This is a genomic window from Pseudomonas sp. GL_139_B (assembly GCF_057834475.1).
Window position 1 is genome coordinate 2362134 of record NZ_CM174403.1, and the last position, 22570, is coordinate 2384703.

Consider the following 22570-nt stretch of genomic DNA (forward strand, 5'->3'; position numbering starts at 1 on the left):
CCCAGAAAATGTCCCTTCAAACAAGGGTAGCCGACGCCGGCTACCCTTGCATTCAGCTGCTTACTTGGCCATGGCTGCCCGGGCGGCTTCGATCTTGGCCTTGACCGAGTCCAGGTTGAAGCTCGCGCCTTTTTGCATTGGCGGGTACTCGATGGCGGTTTCTGCCAGTTTAGCCACCTGTTGCTGGACGAATACGAAGCGCCAGAACTGGAACTTGAACCAGTCGAAGTACTGTTGGGAGCCCTGTGCTGACTGGTTCTCCGGCCAACCCATGCGTTCAAAAGGGTCAAGACGAAGGTTGGTCAGGATTGGCACATCTACTGATAATTTGGCGCCCAACCAGCCGCCAGGCTGGTCAATGAAGCGGTACTTGTAATCATCAATGCGCACCGCACCCAGCGTACTCTCTCCAAAGTAGAAGATTTCATGCCGGTTCGACGGACCTTTACCGGTGATCATCGGTGTCTGGTCGTAGCCGTCGAGATGCACCTTGTAGGTGGTATCGCCCAGTTGTTTACCTTTGAGCAGTTCCGTGGTGATGTTCGGGTTACCCGCCGCAGCGACCAGAGTCGGGAACCAGTCCATCCCCGACATAATGCCGTTGCCGACCGTGTTAGCCGGTACTTTGCCCGGCCAGCGAACGATCGCCGGCACCCGGAAACCGCCTTCCATCACAGTGCCTTTACCCATAGCAAACGGGGTGGTGCCGCCGTCCGGCCAAGTGAAGTTTTCCGCACCATTGTCGGTGGTGAAAACCACGATGGTGTTGTCATCCATGCCTTCTTTTTTCAGCTTGTCCATGACATCGCCGACGATGTCATCAAGCTGGGCCATGCCGGCTTCCTGTTCCGACCAGCCGTTTTCTGCATTGCGCATGGCTTCGTACTTGTCGGACAGGTGAGTGACGATGTGCATGCGGGTTGGGTTCAACCAGACGAAAAACGGTTTGTTGTCCTGCTTGGCCTTGTCGATGAAGGTGAAGGTTTTGTCGCGAATCTCCTCGTCGATGGTTTTCATCCGCTCTGGATAAAGGGTGCCGGCGTCTTCGATTTTCTGTTTGCCGACCTTGCCCCAGCGCGGCATGACGGTGGTGTCATCGGTGGTGGTGGCCCAGCTGTGGACCATATTGCGCGGGCCGACCCTGTCCAGCAGGTCTTTTGGATAGTTGGGGTGTGCCGGGTCTTCCATGGCGTCGAGGTGGTAGAGGTAACCGAAGAACTCATCGAAGCCGTGGACGGTGGGAAGGAACTCGTTCAGGTCGCCCAAGTGGTTCTTGCCGAACTGACCGGTGGCGTAACCCATGGATTTCAGGGTGGTGGCGATGGTCACGGCTTCGGCGGGAATACCGATCGGCGAACCGGCCTGGCCGACGGTGGTCATGCCCGTACGGATCGGCAGTTCACCCGTGATGAAGTTGGCGCGCCCGGCGGTACAACTGGCCTCGGCGTAATAATCGGTAAAGCGCATGCCCTCATTGGCGAGCTGGTCGAGATGAGGTGTGCGACCGGACATCATGCCTTGGTTGTAGACACCGATGTTGGACCAGCCAATATCGTCGCCCATGATCACCAGGATGTTGGGCGGCTTATCCGCGGCATGTGTCATTGCGGGGATAAACATTGCCGACATCAGCAAAGGTGTTGCGAGTACGGAGAAAATTTTTTTCCGGTTCATATGAAGATCCTATGTACGGCGGTTCGCACGCTGAAAAGAAGCCCCCAGGCTTCTCCTGAAATATTGGATCCCCCCGCGAAGAGATTAGGTAGGTATTGCGAAATTTCCAGAAGCAGCCTTCTTAAAAGAGGTAAAACCTACGCAAAACTTCAATTTGTTTAGCGATTGAATGGTGAGAGCGATAAAACTGCGCTTTGCTGATGCTCAAACCACCGAGGTGTTAAACATGCCGAGCCTGCGACCTGAAAATTATTATCTGTTGCCTTGTGCCCTTTTCTTCGGGGCGTTAGGTGCGCACGCAGATGATTCCGCCGAGCTGGCCAAAAAATCCCTGAATCCGATCGCGAACTTGTACAGCCTCCCGATCCAGTACAACTGGAATCAGAAGATGGGCCCCACAGGGGATGGCATGCAAAACGTGACCAACGTCCAACCGGTCCTGCCCTTCGAGTTGAATGACCACTGGAACCTGATCTCCCGCACGATCCTGCCGATTATCGACCAGCATGGCCTGGCTCCAGACGGCGTGGCGGACAAGTCCGGTGTGGGTGATGTGACCCAAAGTTTTTTCTTCTCGCCCAAGGACCCAACGGCAAGTGGCTGGATTCTTGGTGGCGGACCCGTATTGCTGATTCCCACCGGAAGTGACAGGTTGCTGAGCAGTCGCCAGTGGGGGGCAGGGCCGACCATCGTGGCGCTGAAACAATCAAACGGATGGACTCGCGGCATTCTGGCCAATCAGATCTGGAGCCTGAGCGGCGAGCAGTCCAATGCGCCAAAGGTCAATCAGACGTTCTTGCAGCCCTTTTGGTCGTACACCACTCACACCTACACCACGTTTGGGGTGAACACCGAGTCGACCTACAACTGGCAAACCAAGGAATGGTCAGTCCCCATCAATGCCACGGTGACTCAGCTGCTCAAGCTGGGAGACCAGCCGCTGACCATTCAGGCCGGGCCACGCTATTGGGCCGACAGTCCCGAAGACGGTGCGCGTGGCTGGGGATTTCGCGCGGCGATTACGTTTTTGTTTCCCAGATGAGCCCCAGCCCGCTCATGTTGATCTCGTGACCTTAACCGCCTTGCAGTACCACGCGGGCATCATTGCCTGAGCCTTCGATATACACTTTCTTGCCTTTACTCAAGTTCGGATTGATCGGCTGGGTCACTGATACCAGCACGCCACTGGTGACCCGCACGATGACCTGTTGCGCGGCTACCGGTTGGTCATACTTTTTCTTCTCTACATAATTACCCCCGGCAGCACCGGCGAGCGCACCGGCAACCATGGCGACATCGCGCCCGGTGCCATGACCGATCAGGCTGCCGATACCGAGACCGCCAATGCCGCCGAGTACGGCACCGATGCCACTGTCGTGATTGGTCTGCATCTGTGTCAGCGTTATCTGCTCGATCTTCCCTGATCGAATCTCCATCTCACCGGCACCGCCAGAGCTTGATCCGACAGCAGAGCAGGCACTGATTAGCACAGCCGCCAACGTGAGGGTCATCCAGGACAGGATTGCTTTCATGCGGTGTTCCTCATTGTCGGTAATTGTTTATTTGTATTTGATGGCAATGGCTTTGAGCTTGCGCCCCTGGATCGTATTGACGTCACGGGCCCATACCGGGCCGGACACGTAGGCCCCGACGGTCGCAATTTTGTCGTAAACCACGACAACCGCGTCTGCGCCAAGCTTGGCGCCTTCGCTTTGCAGTTTGAGTTCAATCTCGGCCATCGGGGGTGCCGGTTCGATGCTGGCATCAATCAGAATTTCACCCAGTCGTACAAAGGGGCGCTTCGGGTCTGTGCGTAACACCTGGACTTCGGCCGCAATGGTCGGCGGATACTGTGGGACCCCAACATACTGGGTTGTCTGGGCTTCCACCGTTGCGCAAGCGCTTAACGCCAGTACACAACCGATGAGCGCGGTGAAGAACAACGTTCTGTGCACATTTGATAATGGACGTGAGGAAAACGGATGCATGTCAAATGTCCTCTGCTTGGGTTAATTCAACCGCCAACCTTATTTGGCGGTTGAAACAGGGCTCAACTGCGGATGAACGCCCAGATATCGGCGTTCAATTTGTCGATCGCGGCTTTGAAGTCCTTGGTGGTGATTGCCTGCTTGTCGTTCTCCAGCGGGGTGCCGAAAATTTTGCGCACCACTTTGACGACGGTTTGATTAGTCCTGGCGTCGATGAGCTCGGCTTCGATAAACAGGTTAGTGTCCTGATCCCGGTGACCGGTGGCGGCCTGAGTCGCTCCTACAACGGCTGCAATCGGCACCACTTCATACCACTTCATGCCTTCGTTCGAGGCGCTGACCCCAGTGATTGCCGCACGCAGGATCAGGGTGTTTGCTCCGGCCGGTGCTGCGGCCGCGCTAGACACTATCCGGTATTTCTGGCCCAGCACGCTTTTGGCCGTGCTGGTCATGTAGTTCTGCAAGTCGAGCAACGTCTGCATATTGACCCGCTCGTTGGGTTTTGGCGCGGGGTAGAACTCCAGCGTATTGAACGCCACGGTGGTATACGCATTCCGGTCAAACGAGGGGCTCACCCAGCGCATCGCCGTGCCACCGCTGGGCGTTTCGACTTCCTTGAGGTCGCTGTAGCTCGACAGGAAACCGGAGTATTGCGTCGTCTCGGTGACTTTGGAGGTGCAACCGCCGAGCAGGATTGTGGCCAATGCGGTGCCGATGAGCAGTTTTCGGTACAGGTTCATGGTGGTGTGTGCTCCCGGGATAAATTCGATTGTTTCGGCGTTAATGCAGTCGGCCATCGACCACTTGCGTCGAAATGCAAACACTTCTGAGGAGAGCGTAGGTAGCAATGCTGAAATATCCAGCCCATGCGTTCCGCACTGACTTTTATTACCCGAATTGGTCCGGTTATTTTTTCGAATGAATGGCGAATGACCGCAAATTGAGCTTTGCTGATATATCCGGGTGGTCGATGACTGCAAACCGGTGCAAGGCATACATCATCTACACGTATTCATATGAATACGATCCGTTACGACGTCATTTTCGTCACCCGTCGTTTAACGCCTGACCTCTCTCTGCGGAGAACAAAAGATGCCTAGCCTCCAGCAGTACGCCTGCTTGTTCACGGTCAGCATGGTGATGGCTGTCGTTGCCACCCCGTTGCACGCTGCCCAGACACCGGCGGTCGATGCGCCTGCGGTGCAATTGGAGCCCAAGGCGCTGGATATTCTGAAGGCCATGAGCGCTCGCCTGACCAGCGCCAAGGGCCTGAGTTTCAAAGCCGTTACCACCTACGAAAAGCCCAGCCGGCTTGGGCCACCCCTGGCCTATAGCTCGGTGGCGCTGGTCACTGAGCAACGCCCGGATCAGCTTCGTGTCATGACCTCAGGCGATGGTTCGGCCACCGAGTTCTATTACGACGGCAAGCAAGCCTATGCCTTTGAGCGCAAAGACAAACTGCTCGCACAAGCCGATGCGCCTCCCACCATCGACGCGACGCTTGCGGCCGCGTACCAGCGTGCGGCAATTTATTTTCCGTTTACCGACGTGATCGTCGCTGATCCGTATAAAGACCTGTCCAGGGATATGCGTGTGGCGTTCTACATCGGCCAGTCCACGGTGGTCGGCGATACCACCACCGATGTGATTGCATACACCAGCGACACCGTGTTCGTCCAAGCCTGGATCGGTGCCGAGGACAAGCTCCCGCGCCGGCTGCGCGCAGTGTTTCTCGATGACCCGACCCGATCCCGGCATCAGGTCGATTTCAGTGACTGGAAGCTCAGTTCAGCGATGCCTGCGGCGTTCTTCAAACCTGACCAGATCGAGTCGGCGCGCCGGATCAAGTTTGCCCCGCCTCCTGCCCTGCGCGCCCCGCCAGGCGTTAAAGATCCGGTCACAAAACCTTGAACGAGGAGGTTGAATCATGAACAGATTTACCTTGAAGTTCGCGGGCCTGTTAATCGCCGCGCTGATGTGTAACGAGGCGGCAGCCTGGTCACACGCTGGTGGTTTTGGGGGGGGATACGGCGGTGGAGGGTCATGGGGGCGTTCCGGCGAATTCGGCTCGGCTTCGGGCGGCGATGGTAGCTGGAGTGGCGAAACCAATCGCGGCGGCTCGGCCTCCGGCGGTGACGGCAGTTGGAGTGGTTCAGGCTATCGCGGCGGTTCGGCCTCCGGCGGCGGTGGGTCCTGGTCAGGCACGGGTGCAGAAGGCGGGACAGCTGCCGGCGGGGAGGGTGCCTGGCATGCACAAGGTGAAAATGGCGCCACCGCTGCTGGCTACCACGCGGACGGTTATGGCACGACGGCTTACCGGGCACCCGCTTATGGCGGGTCGGCTTACCAGTCAGTTCCTTACGGGACCGCCTACTACCATCCACCCACCGGTGTGATTGCCAGCAGCGGCTGTTATTACTGCGGTGGTGTCAATCCGGTAGCCGCTGCTGCGACGGGCGTGGCGGTCGGGGAGGCAGCAGGAGCGGTGGCCGACGAGGATGTCGACGCCGACGATTTCAGCGCTGGCTATAACGCCGGGATGGTCGCTTCGGGACCGCCGACGATGCCCTTGGGTCAGACTTATGCCAGCCTGCCCATTGGATGTAATTTGCAGACTTTTTCCCAGAGCACGTACTACCAGTGCGGCAATTCCTGGTTGCAACCTGCCTATGGCGCCAACGGGGTTTATTACACCGTGGTGACGCCGCCATGATCAGCGTCGCTCAGTCATTTGATTCCTCGGAGAACCGGGTGCTGGAGAAAAATGATAGGCCTGCTTGGGGGCTGTTTGCTGTGGTGAGGACTAAGTGACGTTTAGGTTGTGGCGCTGTACCTTCTACGGGGTCGCTTCGCGGCCCCGCGGGGCGTCGGCGGCCGAGCGTCAGGCTATACGTCCATCAGGCGTGAACTTGGCTCGACGTCCTCCTTGAAGATAGTACCGAAAGTTTTCGTAGTGTGTCTTCACCGTAGACTGCTGCTCTGCCGCTCTCATCACTTCCTCACTGGAAACAGTGAAGTGGTCAGTTTTTATCGGGGCACTGAAGGGCTCGCTGTATAGGGCGGTTCCCCATTGGGCAGGGAGGCCATGGTTCGCAGCCGCCAGATTGACCTCAATCATGGAGTGATGGTAGTCATCGACCATGTTGCCAGTTGCCATCCAACGAACCAGTTCTTTCATTTCTCTTTCAGCCCTCGTATTCGTTTGCTCCTGAGTTTCACCGGCCTTTGATTGGTTAAGACCAAGTTCGCTCATCAGGCCATTTCCCAGTAATCGGGCAGCGGTCATAAAGCGATCGGTCGTGCCGGAAGGGCCCGCAACAGTTGGCTTATGTTGTAACTGAGCATCTTGGTAAAACCCGGTCCCCTCTTTGACCTGCCAGACGGCGAAACCAACGTCTCGCTCGACCACAGTCTGTTCAAGTGGGAGCGTCGCGAACGCTTTTACTGGGGCTTGATTGCCAAACTGCCTTTCGTCGCGATCTATGCGGTTGCGCGGATTGTAACGAGCAAAGACAAGTTCGCGCCCGGTCATTCGTCGATCTGAAACAAGGTCTGCCGCCGAGGCCCAGACCATATCGGAAACTTCGGATTTTTCCCGAAAATCAACTAATGCCTTGGTTAGGCTGCTGCCTGCCTTAGCGGGGTTGCTGCTGAGCTTTTCATCCCCCACTTCTTTTAGTTGCTCATAAAGGTGCACGTTTTCCGAGGCATCACTTTTATTTTCGTTATTGTATGTGTAGAGCGCTAGCTGATCAGCCAATGGTCGTTCCTTGCTACTCCCTTGGGCAGGCGCAAATTGCTTGGACTCCAGATAGCTGATGTCAACAATATCGGCAGCCAGTTTTTTCAGCTCGGGATCGCTGTGGAGCTGCTCCATAGTTTCGCGAAAATAGGCCGAGTGGGTCAAATTGTAAAAGGCTGTCGCTTTCTCTCTTAATGTGAGGGGGTCTTGTCCGTCACGAAGGGCGGGCGCCCCTCCCTGACGAGCTTCATTCATGATTCGACTGAAACCACCGGCACCCAGCTGTCCGACGGAGCTAAAGTTGGGGTTGTCAGGTGCATAACTTCCCAGCATATTGGTAATGGCATTTAGCTCATTTTTCTCAACCCGGATAAATAGCTTGGCCAATGTGGTCAGCAGAGCATCTGCAGTTTTGTGTGCTGCCGGGCTTTCACTGGCCAAGCGAGCGAGGTTGGCTTCTATCTGCTTATTGCTTGCAATGCTATTATTCTGCCACTCAATTTTTTGGGGGGCGGGATTAGTTAATGGTGTGATGGAGGTAGAGTGGGAAGGTTCAATCTTAGATGTGTTCTTGGATTCTTGCAGTGTGGTAACAAGTGGATTGAATGATGCTGAAGTGGCCGTAATCATAGGAAACGTAATCTCTTATCTATAAATAGGGCAGTTAGAGGTTGAGCTATTGATGCGCATAGAGGGGCATAGGTAAATCGGCCCGAACCTGTTGCAAGTTATCGAGTAAGTTAGCCAACACATCTCCATCCAGCCGAACCACCTCTTGCAGCAAGCATAATCTGATGGTTTCGGTTGGCTGATGGTAGGCAAGCCAAGCACCTCCCAAGAGAGAAAATTGGTAATTAATATCTAGCCAGTGGGCAAACTCATTCGGTTTGGCTTGGCCGACCGTATGGTGAAAGGTTAATACTCGCTGGCTGCTGTCGGCCTCCAACCACCACGGGCCGAATTGTCCAATGTCCAGGCGCACAGGCCCGATACTTAGATCAAGCTCTACCCCGGTCAGCTGGCTGAATTCCTGACACAGTATTATCAATGCGTTCAATTTAAACTCGTCAAGGTGAAGGGGTTTTAAGGTTTTGGTGGTTTTTCATAATAAGTAGTATTTCTGCCCAGAGTTTGCTTCATTGAACATCTTGGGTATGCCATAGGCTTGGATAAGATAGGCAGTTGCACTCAGATCCTGCAACCACCCAGCTTCAGCGCAATTTTCTTAAAGTTAGCTCAGGTGATTCTGCGTTTGAATTGCGCTTTTAGGTTGATATTTATCCCAGCCCGGCAACGAAAAAACTGTCTCGTGCGAAACGAGTTTTCCATGCAAAGAAAATTTAACGTTTTCTTTTACTTTAATATCATCACGGTGTCGATATATCCATCGCAGTTCGTGCGAGGTGATTGCGATGCCGTGACGTCCTTGCTTACTGACAATTTCCGGAATCACATCAAGAAGCTGGTCTACACAAAAAATGACTGACTGTTCTCGGATTTTAGTTTGAAACTCAAGTCCCGCTTTGCTCGTTTTTGCGAAAAATCCCTTGGTGTCGAGAGAGGCAGATATAACTGGATCTGTAACGTTGTATCTATCGTGCTGCGCAATGAATTTTTTGAAATCCAAGGCTCTACCGTAGTCGTTTACGCGCTCTTTGGTTTCATCATCAGACTTGAATTTCCAGTGCGCATCTTTACTCCAGATAGAATTGGTTAGCGTGTTCTGCATTACTATATCTTTTTCAGAAAAACCGTTTAACTTGCTGATCATGCGAAACACCTGCCATCTATCGTGAGCTTTTCCATAGACTACACCTCCAGCTTGAAAGTGATTGGGTGCTTCAGTGGAAGTATTGAAATAAGTTACCGATGGCAGTTTAAGGCACTCGGGATTGAATTTGATCGATTCGCCAATAACCATATTTATATGGGTGGGAAGATCTTGGGGGAGTATGTTCCAGGTTTTTGCTGTGTCTGAAAGTAGTTCTATGTGTGAAAGTTTGTTTGGAAGATTGGTTGGAAAGTTAATATTGTTGCAGTGGTTGATTTTCAATGCATGCAAACTGTTTGGAAGAGGTGCTGCCAAGTCAATGATTGAGCTATTATAAGATAAATCTAATTTTTTTAATCCGCTGGGTAAGTTCAGCAAGGTTGGCAGGTTGTTGCAATCGCTAATTTCCAGCTCATCTAAACTGGCTGGCAGGCATGTCAAATCCGAAAGGCCATCGCAAGAATTGAGTGATAGCGTCAATAACCCTTCAGGGAGCGGAGGTACGAAATTGTTGTAGACTGAGAAGTGCAATAGCCCGTCAGGCAATTTAGGTATGTGTCGAATCTTATTTTTGTCTCCTCTGATGCTAATGGTTTCTAAGTTATTTGGAAAGCTTGATATTTCAAGGTGCTCACAATCACGTATGTTCAACTGTTTCAAGCTGCCAGGTAGTTCTGGCTTGGCTGAAAACCCCTTGCACTCAGTAAGTGATAGCGTTAACAGCCCTTCTGGAAGAGGAGGCACATAATGGCCGTCGACTGAGAAATGCAAGAGCCCATCAGGCAATTTGGGAAAGCGTTCAATACGATTGAACCCTCCGATGCAAATTTTTTCTAAAGTATTCGGAAAGCTCGATATCTCAAAATTTCTAAATGCATGTATCTTCAGTTCTTTCAAACTATCTGGTAGCACTGGGAGCGACATGAGTTCAGCGCAGCAGGTAATGGTCAACGTTGATAAGCCTTCCGGTAAAGAAGGTAAAGAAGTGATATTTTTAAACTTTATTTCCAATATCCCAGTTGAAAGCGCATTTGTTATTTGGCATGCAACACTCCGCCGGTCCTCGCCTTTAGGAGCATCCTTTACCCATTGGCTCACCGGGTCCAACTGAGCGATATCATTTCCTGTGGGATAGCTGATTGACGCTGAATTCCCTGTTATTCCTACTGGCATCTTAGTTGTCCTTCTTTAAAATATAGGCTTTAGTTGAATCGACTTATTCTGAATTTAAGTTATCTCAACGGTACTAGTGTCATGAGCGGTTAGTTCGACTATCAATCAGAGGGGCGGTAAACTGATGGCCCACCGTCATGGACTGATTGTACAAATGGCCCGTCCCGCTGCTCCCTTTGCTTTAACACCTTCCGACCTCGTCACCTTGCAAAGCTGGTTGCGGATGGGGTCATTGGCGCAGAACCTCGCACAGCGCGCCAGAATATTGCTTCTCTTGGCGGATGGGCTCACACCCAATACCGTTGCTGAGCAGATGCAAATATCGGCATCCGTGATCTTTAAATGGCGCAAGCGCTATCAGGAGGCAGGGCTTGAGGGATTAAACGATTTGCCGCGTAGCGGCCAGCCGCGCAAGCTCAGTGCTGCAAAATTCAACGACATCCTGACGTTAACAACTCAGCGTGTCCCTCGTGAGGCAACACATTGGAGTGTTCGCCTGATGGCCAAATATGCGCAGGTCAGTACGTGGCAGGTTCGACAAGTCTGGGCCGCTTCCGACCTCAAGCCGCACCGGCTGAAGACCTTCAAAATCAGTAACGATCCTCTCTTTGCCGAAAAGGTGGTCGATGTGGTCGGGCTCTACCTGAACCCGCCGGATAACGCGCTGGTGCTGTCGGTTGACGAGAAAACCCAGATCCAGGCACTGGATCGCACGCAGCCGATGTTGCCGCTACGTCCCGGGCAGATCGAGCGTCGAACCCACGATTACAAACGCCACGGGACGGCGAGTCTGTACGCGGCTTTTGACATTTTGACGGGCAAGGTGATCGGACGGATTACCCAGCGTCATCGGGCCAAGGAGTTTTTGGCTTTCCTGCAACAGATCGACCGCAGCACACCGGCCGAACTGGATCTGCATGTGATCCTGGACAACAGTTCAACTCACAAGACTCTCGCGATCAAGCAGTGGTTGGAGAAGCATCCACGCTTCAAGCTGCACTTCACGCCGACCAGCGCCTCTTGGCTGAATGCCGTGGAAGGCTGGTTCGCTCAACTGGAGCGGCGAGCCCTGTACCGGGGTGTTTTTACCAGCGTCGCGGAGCTGAAAACGGGCATTCGTCAATTTATCGAAGCCCACAATGAGCACTCAGCAAAACCATTCAAGTGGAACAAAACGGCTGAAACCATCATCAGCTCGGTGCATAAAGCAAAGCTGGGGGCGATTAAAAATAGATTCTTGAATTAACCGCTCAGGACACTAGTGTGCGCTCATGATCCCCGTCAATTTCAGGATGGTCGGGCCTTAAAGCTCTCATCCGACTCCGCCTGCGGTAATCGCTCCAGTACGGGCGCAGCCATGTATAGGTCCTGACCGTTGGCTTTGGCGGTCTCGAGTGGGCTGTTGATCTGCGCACTGGTTGCAGCGTCCTTGGGCGTATCGCTCAACAACCATGCCTGCCGACCGATAACAAACGGTTTGATTGCTTTTTAAACGGTATTGTTGCCGGCCGGTAACAATCCAGCTTCTATAAAACGCTCAATCTGATTTCAGTTACTGGCCAGACAATTGACCGCTTTACCATGGCATTTTGTGCAGTGACCTGCGGTTAAGTTTTCTCCAGCCAGCTTTTTAAATGGTAGGTGCACTAACTCAGTCGATGTATTGAACGAGTACATGAATTAAGTGTTGTGTAAAAATGTGCTTCTAATCCACAGCAATCAGCGATTCCCAAAAGGGCAGGTGCCAAGCCCTAGTAGCACTCTGCCGTCGCCTACGATCAATGTTGGAGCTTTCACGGAGGGCGCCAGCTTCTGCAGCAGTAGAGGGCCTATCTTCTAGTACCTGCACACCTTGTCGACGATTTCTGTGCCTTGTTTCTGGAACTGCTGCTGGTTCTTGGGGCAGCTGAACTGCTAGATCGGGGGGCGGTGGTGTAGATCCCGTAGCTCAGCGGACACCGTCGCGGTACATAACAGCAAAACGACCACCAAGGTTGGAGTACAGTCAGGCATTCCCACGCCTGCACTCGATAGTAGCTGTGAGTTGGGCGCCCTCGGGCGCGCCGGTTTGCTAGACCCCCGGTCGACTAACCTGCGTAGAGCTGCCTCCCCTTACGTTTGATCGCAAGAGGGGTGGCACTCCATATTAGGATCTGGCTTATGTTCAAAGTAACGCCCAACCCACCGGACGCCGATCTGGTTTCTCCGTACGAACCCGATTCAAACAAACTCAACGAGGCCGCCGAGCGTGCCCTCGACTTTCACTTCCCATCGAACTTCGATATCAAAGCCACCGCGCGTACACCCAGCAAGTTGTTTTCCGTGGATGAAGCGGCGAGGAACGAAACCCTGGTGGTGTTTTTGGTCTCGACGCGGCTTCGGTCGATGTGATGGTCCATCAGTTGGTGGATCACCTGGAGGGGGAGGCGCGTTACGCGTTGCTGGGGATTTCAAACAGCATCATGGTGGCGGAGATCACAGATAACCGGGTGCTGGATCAAATTGATATGCCTGTTTAGAGCGTGATTTCAGCAGCGCCTGCTCCGAGTCTGCATGACCCGGAACAGGCACTGACTGAGTCATCAGCTGATGTTACGCAACGATCCCTTCCAGTACTTTTCCCGCACTTGCCGACGTAGCACCTTGCCGACCACCGAAAGAGGGAGTTCATCAACGAATACCAGCGATTTCGGCGCCTTGTAGCCACCCAGTCGCGTTCGGGTCTGTGCAATCAACTCCTCGCAAGTAACGGATTCACCCTGACGCAGGATGACTTCGGCATGCACGGCCTCGCCCCATTCCGCGTGCGGAATGCCGACCACGGCCGCCATCAGTACCGACGGATGCGCTGCCAGCGCGGCTTCGACTTCCACCGCGTAGACGTTGAAACCGCCGCTGATGATCATGTCCTTGAGACGATCGACGATGTACAGGAAACCGTTGTGGTCGATGTAACCCAAGTCACCGGATTTCCATGCCCCGTCTTCGAACTCGGCGGCGGTCGCTTCCGGGTTTTCAAAGTAACCTTTAATCACGGCTTTGCAGCGAATACGGATCTCGCCGGTTTCGCCGACCGGCAGCGGCGTGCCGTCCGTATCGGCGATAAACACTTCGACACCAGGCGTCGGACGACCGGCGGACGACAAGCGTTGCAACGCGGCGGCATTGCCGGGCTGGTGCGAAGCCTTGTCGAGTGCGGCGATGACCATCGGCGCTTCGGTGGCGGCGTAGCCCTGGACAAAAATCTGCCCGAAGCATTCCACCAGTTCACCGAGCTTGTCCGGACTCATCGGCGCGGCGCCGTAGATCAGGGTGTTCAGCGATGAAAAATCCTTGGGCGCGGCGCGTTGCATTTCCAGCAAGCGATACAGCACGGTCGGCACCAGGAACGAGTGGGTGACACGCTCCTGTTCGACCTGCTGGCGCCAGGCTTCCATGTCCAACTGGTTCATGGTCAGGTTGGTGCCACCGCCGTAGAACGTCGGGAAAAACAGCATCAGCGTACCGTGCGACAGTGGCGAGACATGTAACAACCGCGTCGCACTGGACAAGCCCAGGTCAGTATTGATGAACGCCGCGTCACGGCAGGCCATCCAGTTGTCGATGGAATACATCGCGCACTTGCCTTTGCCGGTGGTGCCACCGGTGAAGCGCAGCATGCAGATGTGCTGGTCGGTATCGAGGCTCACATCGTTGTCGAGGTCGGACGCGGTATCCACCAACGACCAGAAGCTGTGAACCCCGGGCAGGCTGGCTTGCTCGGCCGTAGGCGGGTCCATCACCACGATCTCGCAGCCATGCTCGCTCAGCATGCTGTAGTAACTGTCGAGCAAGCGGGTTTCGAGAAACACCACTCGAGGATTGACCAGATCGATTTGCCGCGAATGCTCTTCGAGCGGATCGCGAAGGTTGGTCATGACCACCGTGCCTTCCTGCTTGAAGGTGCTGGGAAACATCATCAGGCTGAGGTTGTCGTTTTCCAGGATCAGCATGAAGCGCTCGCCTGCGCGCACGTGCAGCATCGAGCGCAGGACATCGGCGATCCGGTTGGTCAGCAGATGGTACTGCTCGTAGGTGTAGCGCCGATTACGCTCGATGTTGACGATGGCTTCCTGGTCGCGATGACGCAGCGCGAGCAAGCGCATGACCCGGCTAAAATTCATTTTCATGGTGGACCGCTCCAATAGCTCCAGAAGACCGCAACGCGCGTTATCGGGCACGCATGCGCGAGGCGGCATCCAGGCGGATGGTCTCGCCGTTGACGTAGGCGTTTTCGATCAGGAACGCGCAGCAATGCGCGAACTCACGCATGTCACCCAGGCGTTTCGGCGACTCCATCTGCTCTTTGAGCGAGTTGAGAATCTTCTCGTCGAGACCGGCGACCATGGTGGTCAGGAACAGGCCGGGTGCGATGGCATTGACGCGCACGCCAATCTCACCCAGTTCGCGAGCGGCCGGCATGTTCATGCCGATCACGCCAGCCTTGGTGGCCGCGTAGGCGCACTGGCCGACCTGGCCTTCGTAGGCGGCACCGGACGACACGTTGATCACCACGCCGCGTTCTTCGCCGGCTTCGGCTTCGTTATGGGCCATGTGCTCGGCGCACTTGGACATGACGTTGAACACGCCATTGAGGTTGATCGCGGTGGCCTGGGCGAAACGGGCCAGCGGGGCCGCCTTGCCTTCACGACCCAGCACTTTGAAACCGGTCGGCACGGCCGCGCCGTTGATGCACACATGGATGGCGCCGAATTGGCCGATTACTGCATCGACGGCCTGCTGCACCGAGGCTTCGTCACTGACGTCGGTCTGCACGAACATCGCGCGATCGGCACCAATGGCTGCCACGGCTTGTTCGCCGGCTTCAACGTTCAGGTCGAAAATCGCCACACGGGCGCCTTTTTCGCTGGCCATGTAATGCGCAGTGGCCAGGCCCAGGCCCGAAGCGCCGCCGGTGATGACGATAACTTTGTCTTGAATACGCATGGAGAGTTTCCTTGTTCGCTGCCCGGCCCAAAGGGGCCGGGTTTTTATTGTTTGGGATAGAACGGGCGGTTGATCAGAACGCGTTGACCCCGGTCAGGGCGCGGCCAATGATTAGTTGCTGGATCTGTGTGGTGCCTTCCGGGATTGGCACGATGATGGCTTCGCGGGCCAGTTTCTCGACCAGGAAGTCGGTGGTCACACCGGCACCGCCGTGGATCTGCACGGCTTGACGGGCGATGGTTACAGCGGCCTCGCAAGCGAAGTACTTGGCCATCGCCGCTTCCATTTCTGCCGGGATGCCGGCACCGATCATCTCGGCGGCGCGGTAGGTCAGCAGGCGGGCCGCATCAACGTTGGTGGCCATTTCCGCGAGCATGGCGCTGATCAACTGGTGACCGGCGATCACTTTGCCGTGCTGCTTGCGCTCTTTGGCGTAACGCACGGCTTCTTCCAGTGCGCGACGGCCAATGCCCAAGCCTTGAGCCGCCACGAATACCCGGGAACGTTCAAAGAATGACAGGGTGTTTTTCAGTGCCTGGCCTTCGCCGCCGATGATGTTGCTGGCCGGAACGCGCACGTCGTTGAGGAAGATCTGCGCGGTGGACTGGCTGTTCCAGGCCATCTTGTGGATGTTCTGTACTTCATACGGGTGTTCTTTGCGGTCCAGCAGGAAGTGGGTCAGACCCTTGCGCGGGTCATCGCCGGTGCGGCAGGTGCAAATCAGGAAATCTGAGTACGCGCCGTTGCTGATCCAGGTTTTCTCGCCGGTGATGATGTAGTCATCACCGTCGCGACGGGCGCGGGTCTTGATTTCCAACACGTTGGAGCCGACATCCGGTTCCGAAATGCCGACGCTGACAAACGAATCGCCGCTGATCAGGCCCGGCAGGTAGCGTTCGCGCAGGTGATCCGGGGCGAGTTTTTCGAGCATTTGCGCGCCGAAGGAGTTGATGACCACCGGCGTCGACAGGTCCACCGAGCAGGCGGCGACTTCTTCGAACAACATGGTCATGGTCGGCCAGTCCAGACCCAGCCCGCCATGGGCTTCGCTGACCGCGCCGCTGACCATGCCGAACTCGGAGAGCTGGCGCATCATCTCGGCCATTTTCTCTTTGGGCATGAACTTGTCGCGGTATTCCTTGTTGAACACGGGGTCGACCTTGTCGGCCAGGAAACGACGGAAACTCTCGACGGCTTCGAGTTGTTCCGGGGTGCGCATGACGTGTCCCATGGGGGGCTCCTTAACTATTCTTGTTGGCGAGGATGTTCACGGCGACCACGGCTTCTTCGATGCCGAACAGGCCTCCACCGTTTTCCTGAATGGCAATGCGTGCGCCTTCGACCTGGCGCTTGCCGGCTTCGCCGCGCAGTTGCGTGACCAGCTCATGGATTTGCCCAAGGCCAGTGGCACCGATCGGATGGCCCTTGGATTCCAGACCACCGGACGGGTTGATCGGCATGCACCCGCCGATGGTGAAATCACCGCGCTCGGCGGCCGGGCCACCTTCGCCGAACGGCACCAGCATCAGCGATTCGGCGTTGAGGATTTCGCCGATGGCCGAAGCGTCGTGGACTTCCGCGACGTCGACGTCGGACGGGTTCACACCGGCCAGGGCGTAGGCTTTCTTCGCCGCGAGGTGGGCGATGATTTTTTCTGGCTCATCCAGACCACGGTGGGTACCGGTTTGCACCACACTTGCAAGCACGCGGACTGCGCGGTCACCGGCACTTTTCAAGCGCTTGAGGCCGTCGGCGTTGCACAACAGCACGGCGGCAGCGCCGTCACTGATCGGTGAACACATCAGGGTGGTCAGCGGGTAGCAAATCGGTGGCGAGGCCAGCACTTCGTCGATGCTGAAGGCCTGTTGGAATTGCGAAAGCGGGTTGTGCACCGAGTGCTGGTGGTTCTTCGCCGCAACGGCTGCGATCTGGCGCTGAGTGGTGCCGTAACGCAACATGTGGTTGCGGCAAATCGCGGCGTACACGTCCATGAACACGCTGTAAGGACGCTCGGAAACGGTGCCCGGCGGCGGCACGATGCCTTCGCCCATGGCCAGCAAGGTCTGCTTGTTCTGCTCGACGGTGGACACGTCCCAGCCGCCATCGAACACGGCGAACATCTTGGATTTGTCCGGGACATTCATCTTCTCGGCACCGACGGCGAGAGCGATGTCGCACTGCCCGGCACGCAAGGCCAGGGTGGCCAGGTTGAAAGCCGAAGAGCCGGAGGCGCAGGCATTCTCGACGGAGAACACGGGGACGCCTTCGATGCCGATCCGGCGCATCGCGATCGGGCCGGGAATCCCGGTCTGACCCTGCAGCATGCCGTTGGTCATGGTGCTGTAATACACCGAGCCGACGTCGGCGGTGGTGGCGCCGGCATCTTTCAAGGCAAGGCCCACGGCTTCGTCGACCATGTCGTAGACGCTGCGGTCAAGCAATCGGCCAAACGGCGTCATGCCAACGCCCACTACATAAATATCGTTCATTGTCTGTTCCTGCAGGTGTGGGGGCGTGTCGGCCTAGCGGCCCTTGAAGTTCGGTGCGCGTTTCTCGCCGAAGGCTTGCAGGCCCTCCTGGAAGTCCGCGGTGCGCAGGTGCTGGCGCAGCATCACTTGCTCGTGCTGCAAGGCGTCTTCGCGCGACTTGTCGGCCGAGGCGCGGGCCACTTCTTTCATGCGGCGCAGGGCAATCGGGCTCTTTTTGGCGATTTGTTTGGCCAATGCCAGGGCGGCGTCGGCGAGTTCTTCGTCGGCGTGGACTTCGCACACCAGGCCGTAGCCTTTCATTTCGCTGGCGGAGAGAGATTTGCCGGTCATCAGCAAGTACATCGCGATGTTCAACGGGATCAGTCGCGGCAGCACCGCAGCGCCACCGGCGCCGGGAAAGACACCGAAGTTGGCATGCGCGTCGGCCAGGGTCGCGCTTTGTGCGGCGACCACGATGTCAGCGCACATTGCCAATTCCAGGCCGCCGGCCATGGTCACGCCATTGAGAGCCGCAATCACCGGTTTGGGGAAATTGCGTAATTGGCCAAAGACCTGATTGGCGCGGTCCAGAAAGTCGGCTTCGCCAGCGGGCAAACTGCTGCCGGCCAACACTTCTTTCAGATCGGCACCGGCGCAGAAGGCTGGTCCTGTGCCCGTGAGGATCACCGCGCGCAGCTCATCGTTGAGCGCGATGTCGTTCAGGCAGCGTTCCAGTTCGGCGAGGGTCGCCAGGTTCAACGCGTTCATCGCCCGTGGCCGATTGAGCGTCAAGCGCGCCACCGGGCCGATGATTTCATACAGCAGCACATCATCACTCATGACAACTCCCCTTGTTGTTAGCGCTCTATTGGCGTGGTTGATGGGCCGATAGTGGAACGCAAGGGGGGGCGTCGCAGGTCATTGCAACGAAAGCGCTTGTCCGCAGGGGGAGAGGGATGCAGCACAGCTGTACTTGTGGGAGCGAGCCTGCTCGCGAAGAGGTCATCACATTCAACATTGATGTTGACTGGCAGGCCGCCTTCGCGAGCAGGCTCGCTCCCACAGATTGTCCTGATGAGTCAGTGGTATTTGGGGGATGGCCGGTCTGTGAAGACAGATGAATTGATTGAGAAGACCAGCAACCCGAGCGCCTTGCTTGCACCATCGAAACGGTATTCGAACAACAATTAGAGAGAGACCGTGCGATGAAGAAAATCCGTGTAGTGCTGACGGTGTCAGTGTTGGCCGCCAGCATTGTCGGTGGGCTGCAATGGTCGCGAGGTCAAAGCGGGATTCATCTGCAAGCGGTCGACAACAGTGCAGGGCAGGGTGGCCAGAAAGCCGCGACCGAGGCGACCATCGCCGCCAACGCGAACACCGCACACAGCATGCCGGCCGTTGATCCGCTGGTAGAAGCCGATATCCAGCGCGGTTTTATCGCCAGCCTGCCCGACGCTGAAACCACCGCCGCCGACGGTCACGTGGTGTACAGCCTCAAGGGCTACGAATTCCTGGGCGCTGCCGATGCGCCAGCCACGGTCAATCCGAGTCTGTGGCAGCAGGCGCGCAAAAGCATGGCCAACGGGCTGTTCAAGGTCACGGACGGTTTTTATCAGGTGCGCGGTCTCGACCTGACCAACATGACCATCATCGAAGGCAAGACCGGCCTGATCATCATTGATTGCAACCTGGCCACTGAGGTGGCGCACGCCTCGTTAGAGTTGTATTACCAGCACCGGCCGCGCAAACCGGTGGTCGCGGTGTTCTACAACCACAGCCATGTCGATCACTTCGCGGGTATTCGCGGCATCGTCGATGAAGCGGACGTGAAGTCGGGCAAGGTGCAGATCATTGCCCCGGCGGGCTTCATGGAACACGCGGTCGCCGAGAACGTGATGGCCGGCAACGCCATGAGCCGTCGCGCCGAGTACCAGTTCGGCACCACCTTGCCACGCAGCGCCCAGGGCCAGATTGACCTTGGGGGCGCCAAGGCCTTGTCCAACGGCACCATTACCCTGATTGCGCCGACCCTCGAACTCGACCAGCCGGTGCAAACCCTGACCATTGACGGCGTCGAAATCGTCAACATGCTCGCACCCGGCACCGAAGCCCCCGCCGAGTTCATCCACTACTTCCCGCAGTTCAAGGTGCTCGATACTGGTGAACTGGCGCTGCCGACCCAACATCAACTGCTGACGTTGCGCGGGGCGTCCATTCGCGATGGGCTTGCTTGGTCGAAGTACCTCAATCAGGCCCTGCATCAGTTCGCGCCAGGCGCCGACATTTTGGTAGGGCAGCACGGCTGGCCGGTGTTTGGGCAAGATCGCGTGGTCAACTATCTGTCCAAGCAACGGGACATGTACAAGTGGCTGCACGACCAGTCGCTGCGCCTGATCAACAAGGGCTACAAACCGGTCGAAATTGCCGAATACATGCGCAGCCACGTGCCGGCGAGCCTGGCCAGTGAAACCTTCACCCATGGTTTTTATGGTTCGGTGCAGCGCAACTCCAAGGCGGTGTATCAGCAATACATGGGTTGGTATGACGCTAATCCGGCCAACATGGATGCGTTGTCCGACGGTGATTACGGAAAGAAATTTGTCGAGTATGGCGGCGGTGCCGACGCCGTGCTGGCCCATGCGCGCACCGACTTTGCCAACGGTCAGTACCGCTGGGTGGCGCAAGCCATGAGCCATTTGATCTTCGCCGAACCGGACAACAAGGCCGCTCGGGAGTTGTCCGCCGATGCCCTGGAACAGTTGGGTTATCAGGCTGAATCAGCGGTCGAGCGCAACAGTTATCTGGCCGCCGCGATGGAACAACGCAGCGGTGGCAAGAAACTCGCCTCGCCGTTGCGCACCGCCAGCCCCGACATGCTGCGCGCGCTGACCATCGACAATATTTTCGACTACCTGGGGGTACGTCTGAAGGCGCCGGATGTCGAGGGAAAACACGTTGTCCTCAACTGGAATTTCACCGATGTCGGTCCTGACGGCAAACGTTACATGCTCAATCTGGAGAACTCGGCGTTGACCTATATCCCTGATTACAACGCCGACAAAGCCGACGCCACGCTGACCCTGACCCGTGAAACGCTGAACGCCATTCTGGCGGAAAAACTGTCGCCGATTGAGGCGGTTGTCAAAGGCGATCTGAAGATCGATGGCAGCAAGATGGCGGTCTATGACGTGCTGGGATCGCTGGACAAATTCTCTCCGGACTTTGAGCTGATCGGCCCCAATGCGCCTGCACGATAGGATCACGAGCATGAACTTACCCCTCAATGGTGAAGCGCAAGCGCTGTTCACCCCGATCTCCACGCGAGTCGCGGCAGTGCTCGCCCGCCAGCAGGCGGCGTCCTCGTCCGAAGGGCCGCCGTCCGCCGAATTGCGTATTGAGCGGATCAACCGGGTCATCAACCTGTTGCTGGACAACCAGCAGGCGCTTTGCGAAGCCTTGGCCAAAGACTTTACCTGGCGCAGTCATGATCAGTCGCTGTTGGCGGATGTGCTGTTGCCGGTACAAGGCCTGAAATATGCGCGTGATCATGTGCGCCAATGGATGCGTCCGCAGCGTCGCAAAGCTGAACTGGGCAGCGGCTGGCTGGGCGCCAGGGCTGAAATCCGTTTTCAGCCGCTGGGAACCATCGGCATCATCTCGCCGTGGAATTTCCCGATTGCCATCGCACTGGGGCCCCTGGCTGAAGCGCTGGCGGCAGGTAACCGCGCCATTCTGCTGTTTTCTGATCAGTCGCCGGCCACGGCCAGCCTGCTGATCGAGTTGCTGGCCGGGCAATTCGATGACAAGGAGGTGGCTGGCTTTATCGGCGGTGCCGAATTGGGCGCAGCGTTTTCCGCCATGCCGCTCGATCACCTGGTGTTTACCGGCAGCCCACGGGTCGGGCGACTGGTGATGCGTGCCGCGGCGGAAAACCTGACGCCGCTGACCCTGGAACTGGGCGGCAAGTCGCCGACCATTATCGGTCGCGGCGCCGATCTGCAAAACGCCGCCAAACGTATTTGGGGCGGGAAGGGCATCAGCGCTGGCCAGGCCTGTATCGCCCCGGATTATGTGTTTGTGCACGAGAACGATCTCGAACACTTGTTGAGCTTCATGCAGGTCGAAATGCAACGCCTGTTCCCGACGTTGCTGAACAATCCGGACTACACCGCCATGGCGACGCCCGGGCAATACCAGCGGATGCAAGCCTGTCTGCAAGACGCCCGTGAACACTGCACCAGGATGATCGAGGTCAATCCGGCTAACGAGGACTTGAGCGGTTCACGCAAGATCGCACCGACCCTGCTGGTGGATCCGCCCGACTCGACACTGGCGATGCAAGAGGAAGTATTCGGCCCGCTGCTACCGATTCGCGGCTATCGCCATATCAACGAAGTGCTCGACTACATCAACGCGCACCCCCGGCCCCTGGCGCTGTACTACTTTGGTGATAACCGCGCTGAAGCCAAGCATGTGCTGGAACGCACCCATTCGGGAGGGGCGTGCATCAACGAAGTGATGCAGCACCTGTTCCAGACTGATTTGCCTTTTGGTGGCTGTGGTCACTCGGGTTTTGGTCGCTACCGGGGCGGATACGGGTTCAAGGCCTTCAGCCTGGAGCGCTCGGTGTTTACACCACCGCGCTGGGACGTGATGGGGCTATTACGCCCCCCCTACGGCCGGCTGTTTCGCCGGGTCGTCGGCGCATTATTGAAACCCTGACCTGAGCCCAACACAGTTCAACTGTGGGAGCCCGCGATAGGGCCGG

18 protein-coding genes and 2 pseudogenes are annotated in these 22570 nt (G+C 56.6%); 7 read left to right on the forward strand and 13 right to left on the reverse strand.

Going from position 1 to position 22570, the window contains the following annotated elements; genetic code table 11:
* Positions 1-60 precede the first annotated feature (60 nt).
* Positions 61-1674, reverse strand: coding sequence for an arylsulfatase (locus AC3ISI_RS10890; RefSeq protein ID WP_489336923.1), 1614 nt, complete (start codon positions 1672-1674; stop codon positions 61-63).
* 226 nt (positions 1675-1900) lie between these two features.
* Here AC3ISI_RS10890 and AC3ISI_RS10895 point away from each other — a divergent pair, with 226 nt between their 5' ends.
* A complete protein-coding gene (locus AC3ISI_RS10895; protein WP_489336924.1) occupies positions 1901-2716 on the forward strand; it encodes a transporter in 816 nt (271 codons plus the stop codon).
* A gap of 31 nt (positions 2717-2747) precedes the next feature.
* Here AC3ISI_RS10895 and AC3ISI_RS10900 read toward each other — a convergent pair whose 3' ends face one another.
* From AC3ISI_RS10900 to AC3ISI_RS10910, 3 genes are all read right to left on the reverse strand, one after another.
* A complete protein-coding gene (locus AC3ISI_RS10900; RefSeq protein WP_489336925.1) occupies positions 2748-3206 on the reverse strand; it encodes a glycine zipper 2TM domain-containing protein in 459 nt (152 codons plus the stop codon).
* 27 nt (positions 3207-3233) lie between these two features.
* Positions 3234-3662 carry a hypothetical protein gene (locus AC3ISI_RS10905; RefSeq protein ID WP_489336927.1) on the reverse strand — a complete coding sequence of 143 codons (429 nt, stop codon included), beginning with the start codon at positions 3660-3662 and terminating at the stop codon, positions 3234-3236.
* A 62-nt stretch (positions 3663-3724) separates the two neighbouring features.
* Positions 3725-4402: a DUF3313 domain-containing protein gene (locus AC3ISI_RS10910; RefSeq protein ID WP_489336928.1), complete on the reverse strand. Its 678-nt coding sequence runs from the start codon at positions 4400-4402 to the stop codon at positions 3725-3727.
* 352 nt (positions 4403-4754) lie between these two features.
* Between AC3ISI_RS10910 and AC3ISI_RS10915 the strand changes: the two genes are divergently transcribed.
* Entirely contained in the window at positions 4755-5573 is an 819-nt protein-coding gene (locus tag AC3ISI_RS10915; RefSeq protein WP_489336929.1) for a DUF2092 domain-containing protein, read from the forward strand.
* A 16-nt stretch (positions 5574-5589) separates the two neighbouring features.
* Entirely contained in the window at positions 5590-6375 is a 786-nt protein-coding gene (locus AC3ISI_RS10920; RefSeq protein WP_489336931.1) for a hypothetical protein, read from the forward strand.
* A gap of 168 nt (positions 6376-6543) precedes the next feature.
* Here the strand turns inward: AC3ISI_RS10920 and AC3ISI_RS10925 are convergent, their stop codons facing one another.
* The 3 genes from AC3ISI_RS10925 to AC3ISI_RS10935 form a co-directional block, all read right to left on the reverse strand.
* Positions 6544-8034 (reverse strand): hypothetical protein, encoded by a 1491-nt coding sequence (locus tag AC3ISI_RS10925; RefSeq protein WP_489336932.1) that lies wholly within the window; start codon positions 8032-8034, stop codon positions 6544-6546.
* Between the two features lie 46 nt (positions 8035-8080).
* A complete protein-coding gene (locus tag AC3ISI_RS10930; protein ID WP_489336933.1) occupies positions 8081-8461 on the reverse strand; it encodes a CesT family type III secretion system chaperone in 381 nt (126 codons plus the stop codon).
* Positions 8462-8635: 174 nt separating this feature from the next.
* Entirely contained in the window at positions 8636-10348 is a 1713-nt protein-coding gene (locus tag AC3ISI_RS10935; RefSeq protein ID WP_489336934.1) for a type III secretion effector GogB, read from the reverse strand.
* A gap of 154 nt (positions 10349-10502) precedes the next feature.
* Between AC3ISI_RS10935 and AC3ISI_RS10940 the strand changes: the two genes are divergently transcribed.
* On the forward strand, positions 10503-11594 hold the full coding sequence (locus AC3ISI_RS10940) for an IS630 family transposase (protein WP_489336935.1): 1092 nt from the start codon (positions 10503-10505) through the stop codon (positions 11592-11594).
* Between the two features lie 41 nt (positions 11595-11635).
* Here AC3ISI_RS10940 and AC3ISI_RS10945 read toward each other — a convergent pair.
* A pseudogene (locus tag AC3ISI_RS10945) lies at positions 11636-11982 on the reverse strand (IS66 family transposase); the annotation flags it as partial.
* 526 nt (positions 11983-12508) lie between these two features.
* On the opposite strand from AC3ISI_RS10945, the pseudogene AC3ISI_RS10950 reads away from it, so the two are divergent.
* Positions 12509-12867, forward strand: a pseudogene (locus AC3ISI_RS10950) (DUF6124 family protein).
* Between the two features lie 63 nt (positions 12868-12930).
* Here the strand turns inward: AC3ISI_RS10950 and AC3ISI_RS10955 are convergent.
* The 5 genes from AC3ISI_RS10955 to AC3ISI_RS10975 form a co-directional block, all read right to left on the reverse strand.
* Positions 12931-14517: a class I adenylate-forming enzyme family protein gene (locus AC3ISI_RS10955; RefSeq protein ID WP_489336936.1), complete on the reverse strand. Its 1587-nt coding sequence runs from the start codon at positions 14515-14517 to the stop codon at positions 12931-12933.
* Positions 14518-14557: 40 nt separating this feature from the next.
* Complete coding sequence (locus AC3ISI_RS10960; protein WP_489336937.1) at positions 14558-15334, reverse strand: SDR family NAD(P)-dependent oxidoreductase; 777 nt, start codon at positions 15332-15334, stop codon at positions 14558-14560.
* Positions 15335-15407: 73 nt separating this feature from the next.
* Positions 15408-16565: an acyl-CoA dehydrogenase family protein gene (locus tag AC3ISI_RS10965; RefSeq protein ID WP_489336938.1), complete on the reverse strand. Its 1158-nt coding sequence runs from the start codon at positions 16563-16565 to the stop codon at positions 15408-15410.
* A 10-nt stretch (positions 16566-16575) separates the two neighbouring features.
* Entirely contained in the window at positions 16576-17823 is a 1248-nt protein-coding gene (locus AC3ISI_RS10970) for a thiolase family protein (protein ID WP_489336939.1), read from the reverse strand.
* Between the two features lie 33 nt (positions 17824-17856).
* Positions 17857-18642 carry an enoyl-CoA hydratase/isomerase family protein gene (locus AC3ISI_RS10975; protein WP_489336941.1) on the reverse strand — a complete coding sequence of 262 codons (786 nt, stop codon included), beginning with the start codon at positions 18640-18642 and terminating at the stop codon, positions 17857-17859.
* Positions 18643-19007: 365 nt separating this feature from the next.
* On the opposite strand from AC3ISI_RS10975, the gene AC3ISI_RS10980 reads away from it, so the two are divergent.
* Both AC3ISI_RS10980 and AC3ISI_RS10985 read left to right on the forward strand, forming a co-directional pair.
* Positions 19008-21059 carry an alkyl/aryl-sulfatase gene (locus AC3ISI_RS10980; RefSeq protein ID WP_489336942.1) on the forward strand — a complete coding sequence of 684 codons (2052 nt, stop codon included), beginning with the start codon at positions 19008-19010 and terminating at the stop codon, positions 21057-21059.
* Positions 21060-21069: 10 nt separating this feature from the next.
* Complete coding sequence (locus AC3ISI_RS10985) at positions 21070-22524, forward strand: coniferyl aldehyde dehydrogenase (protein ID WP_489336943.1); 1455 nt, start codon at positions 21070-21072, stop codon at positions 22522-22524.
* Positions 22525-22570: the final 46 nt, after the last annotated feature.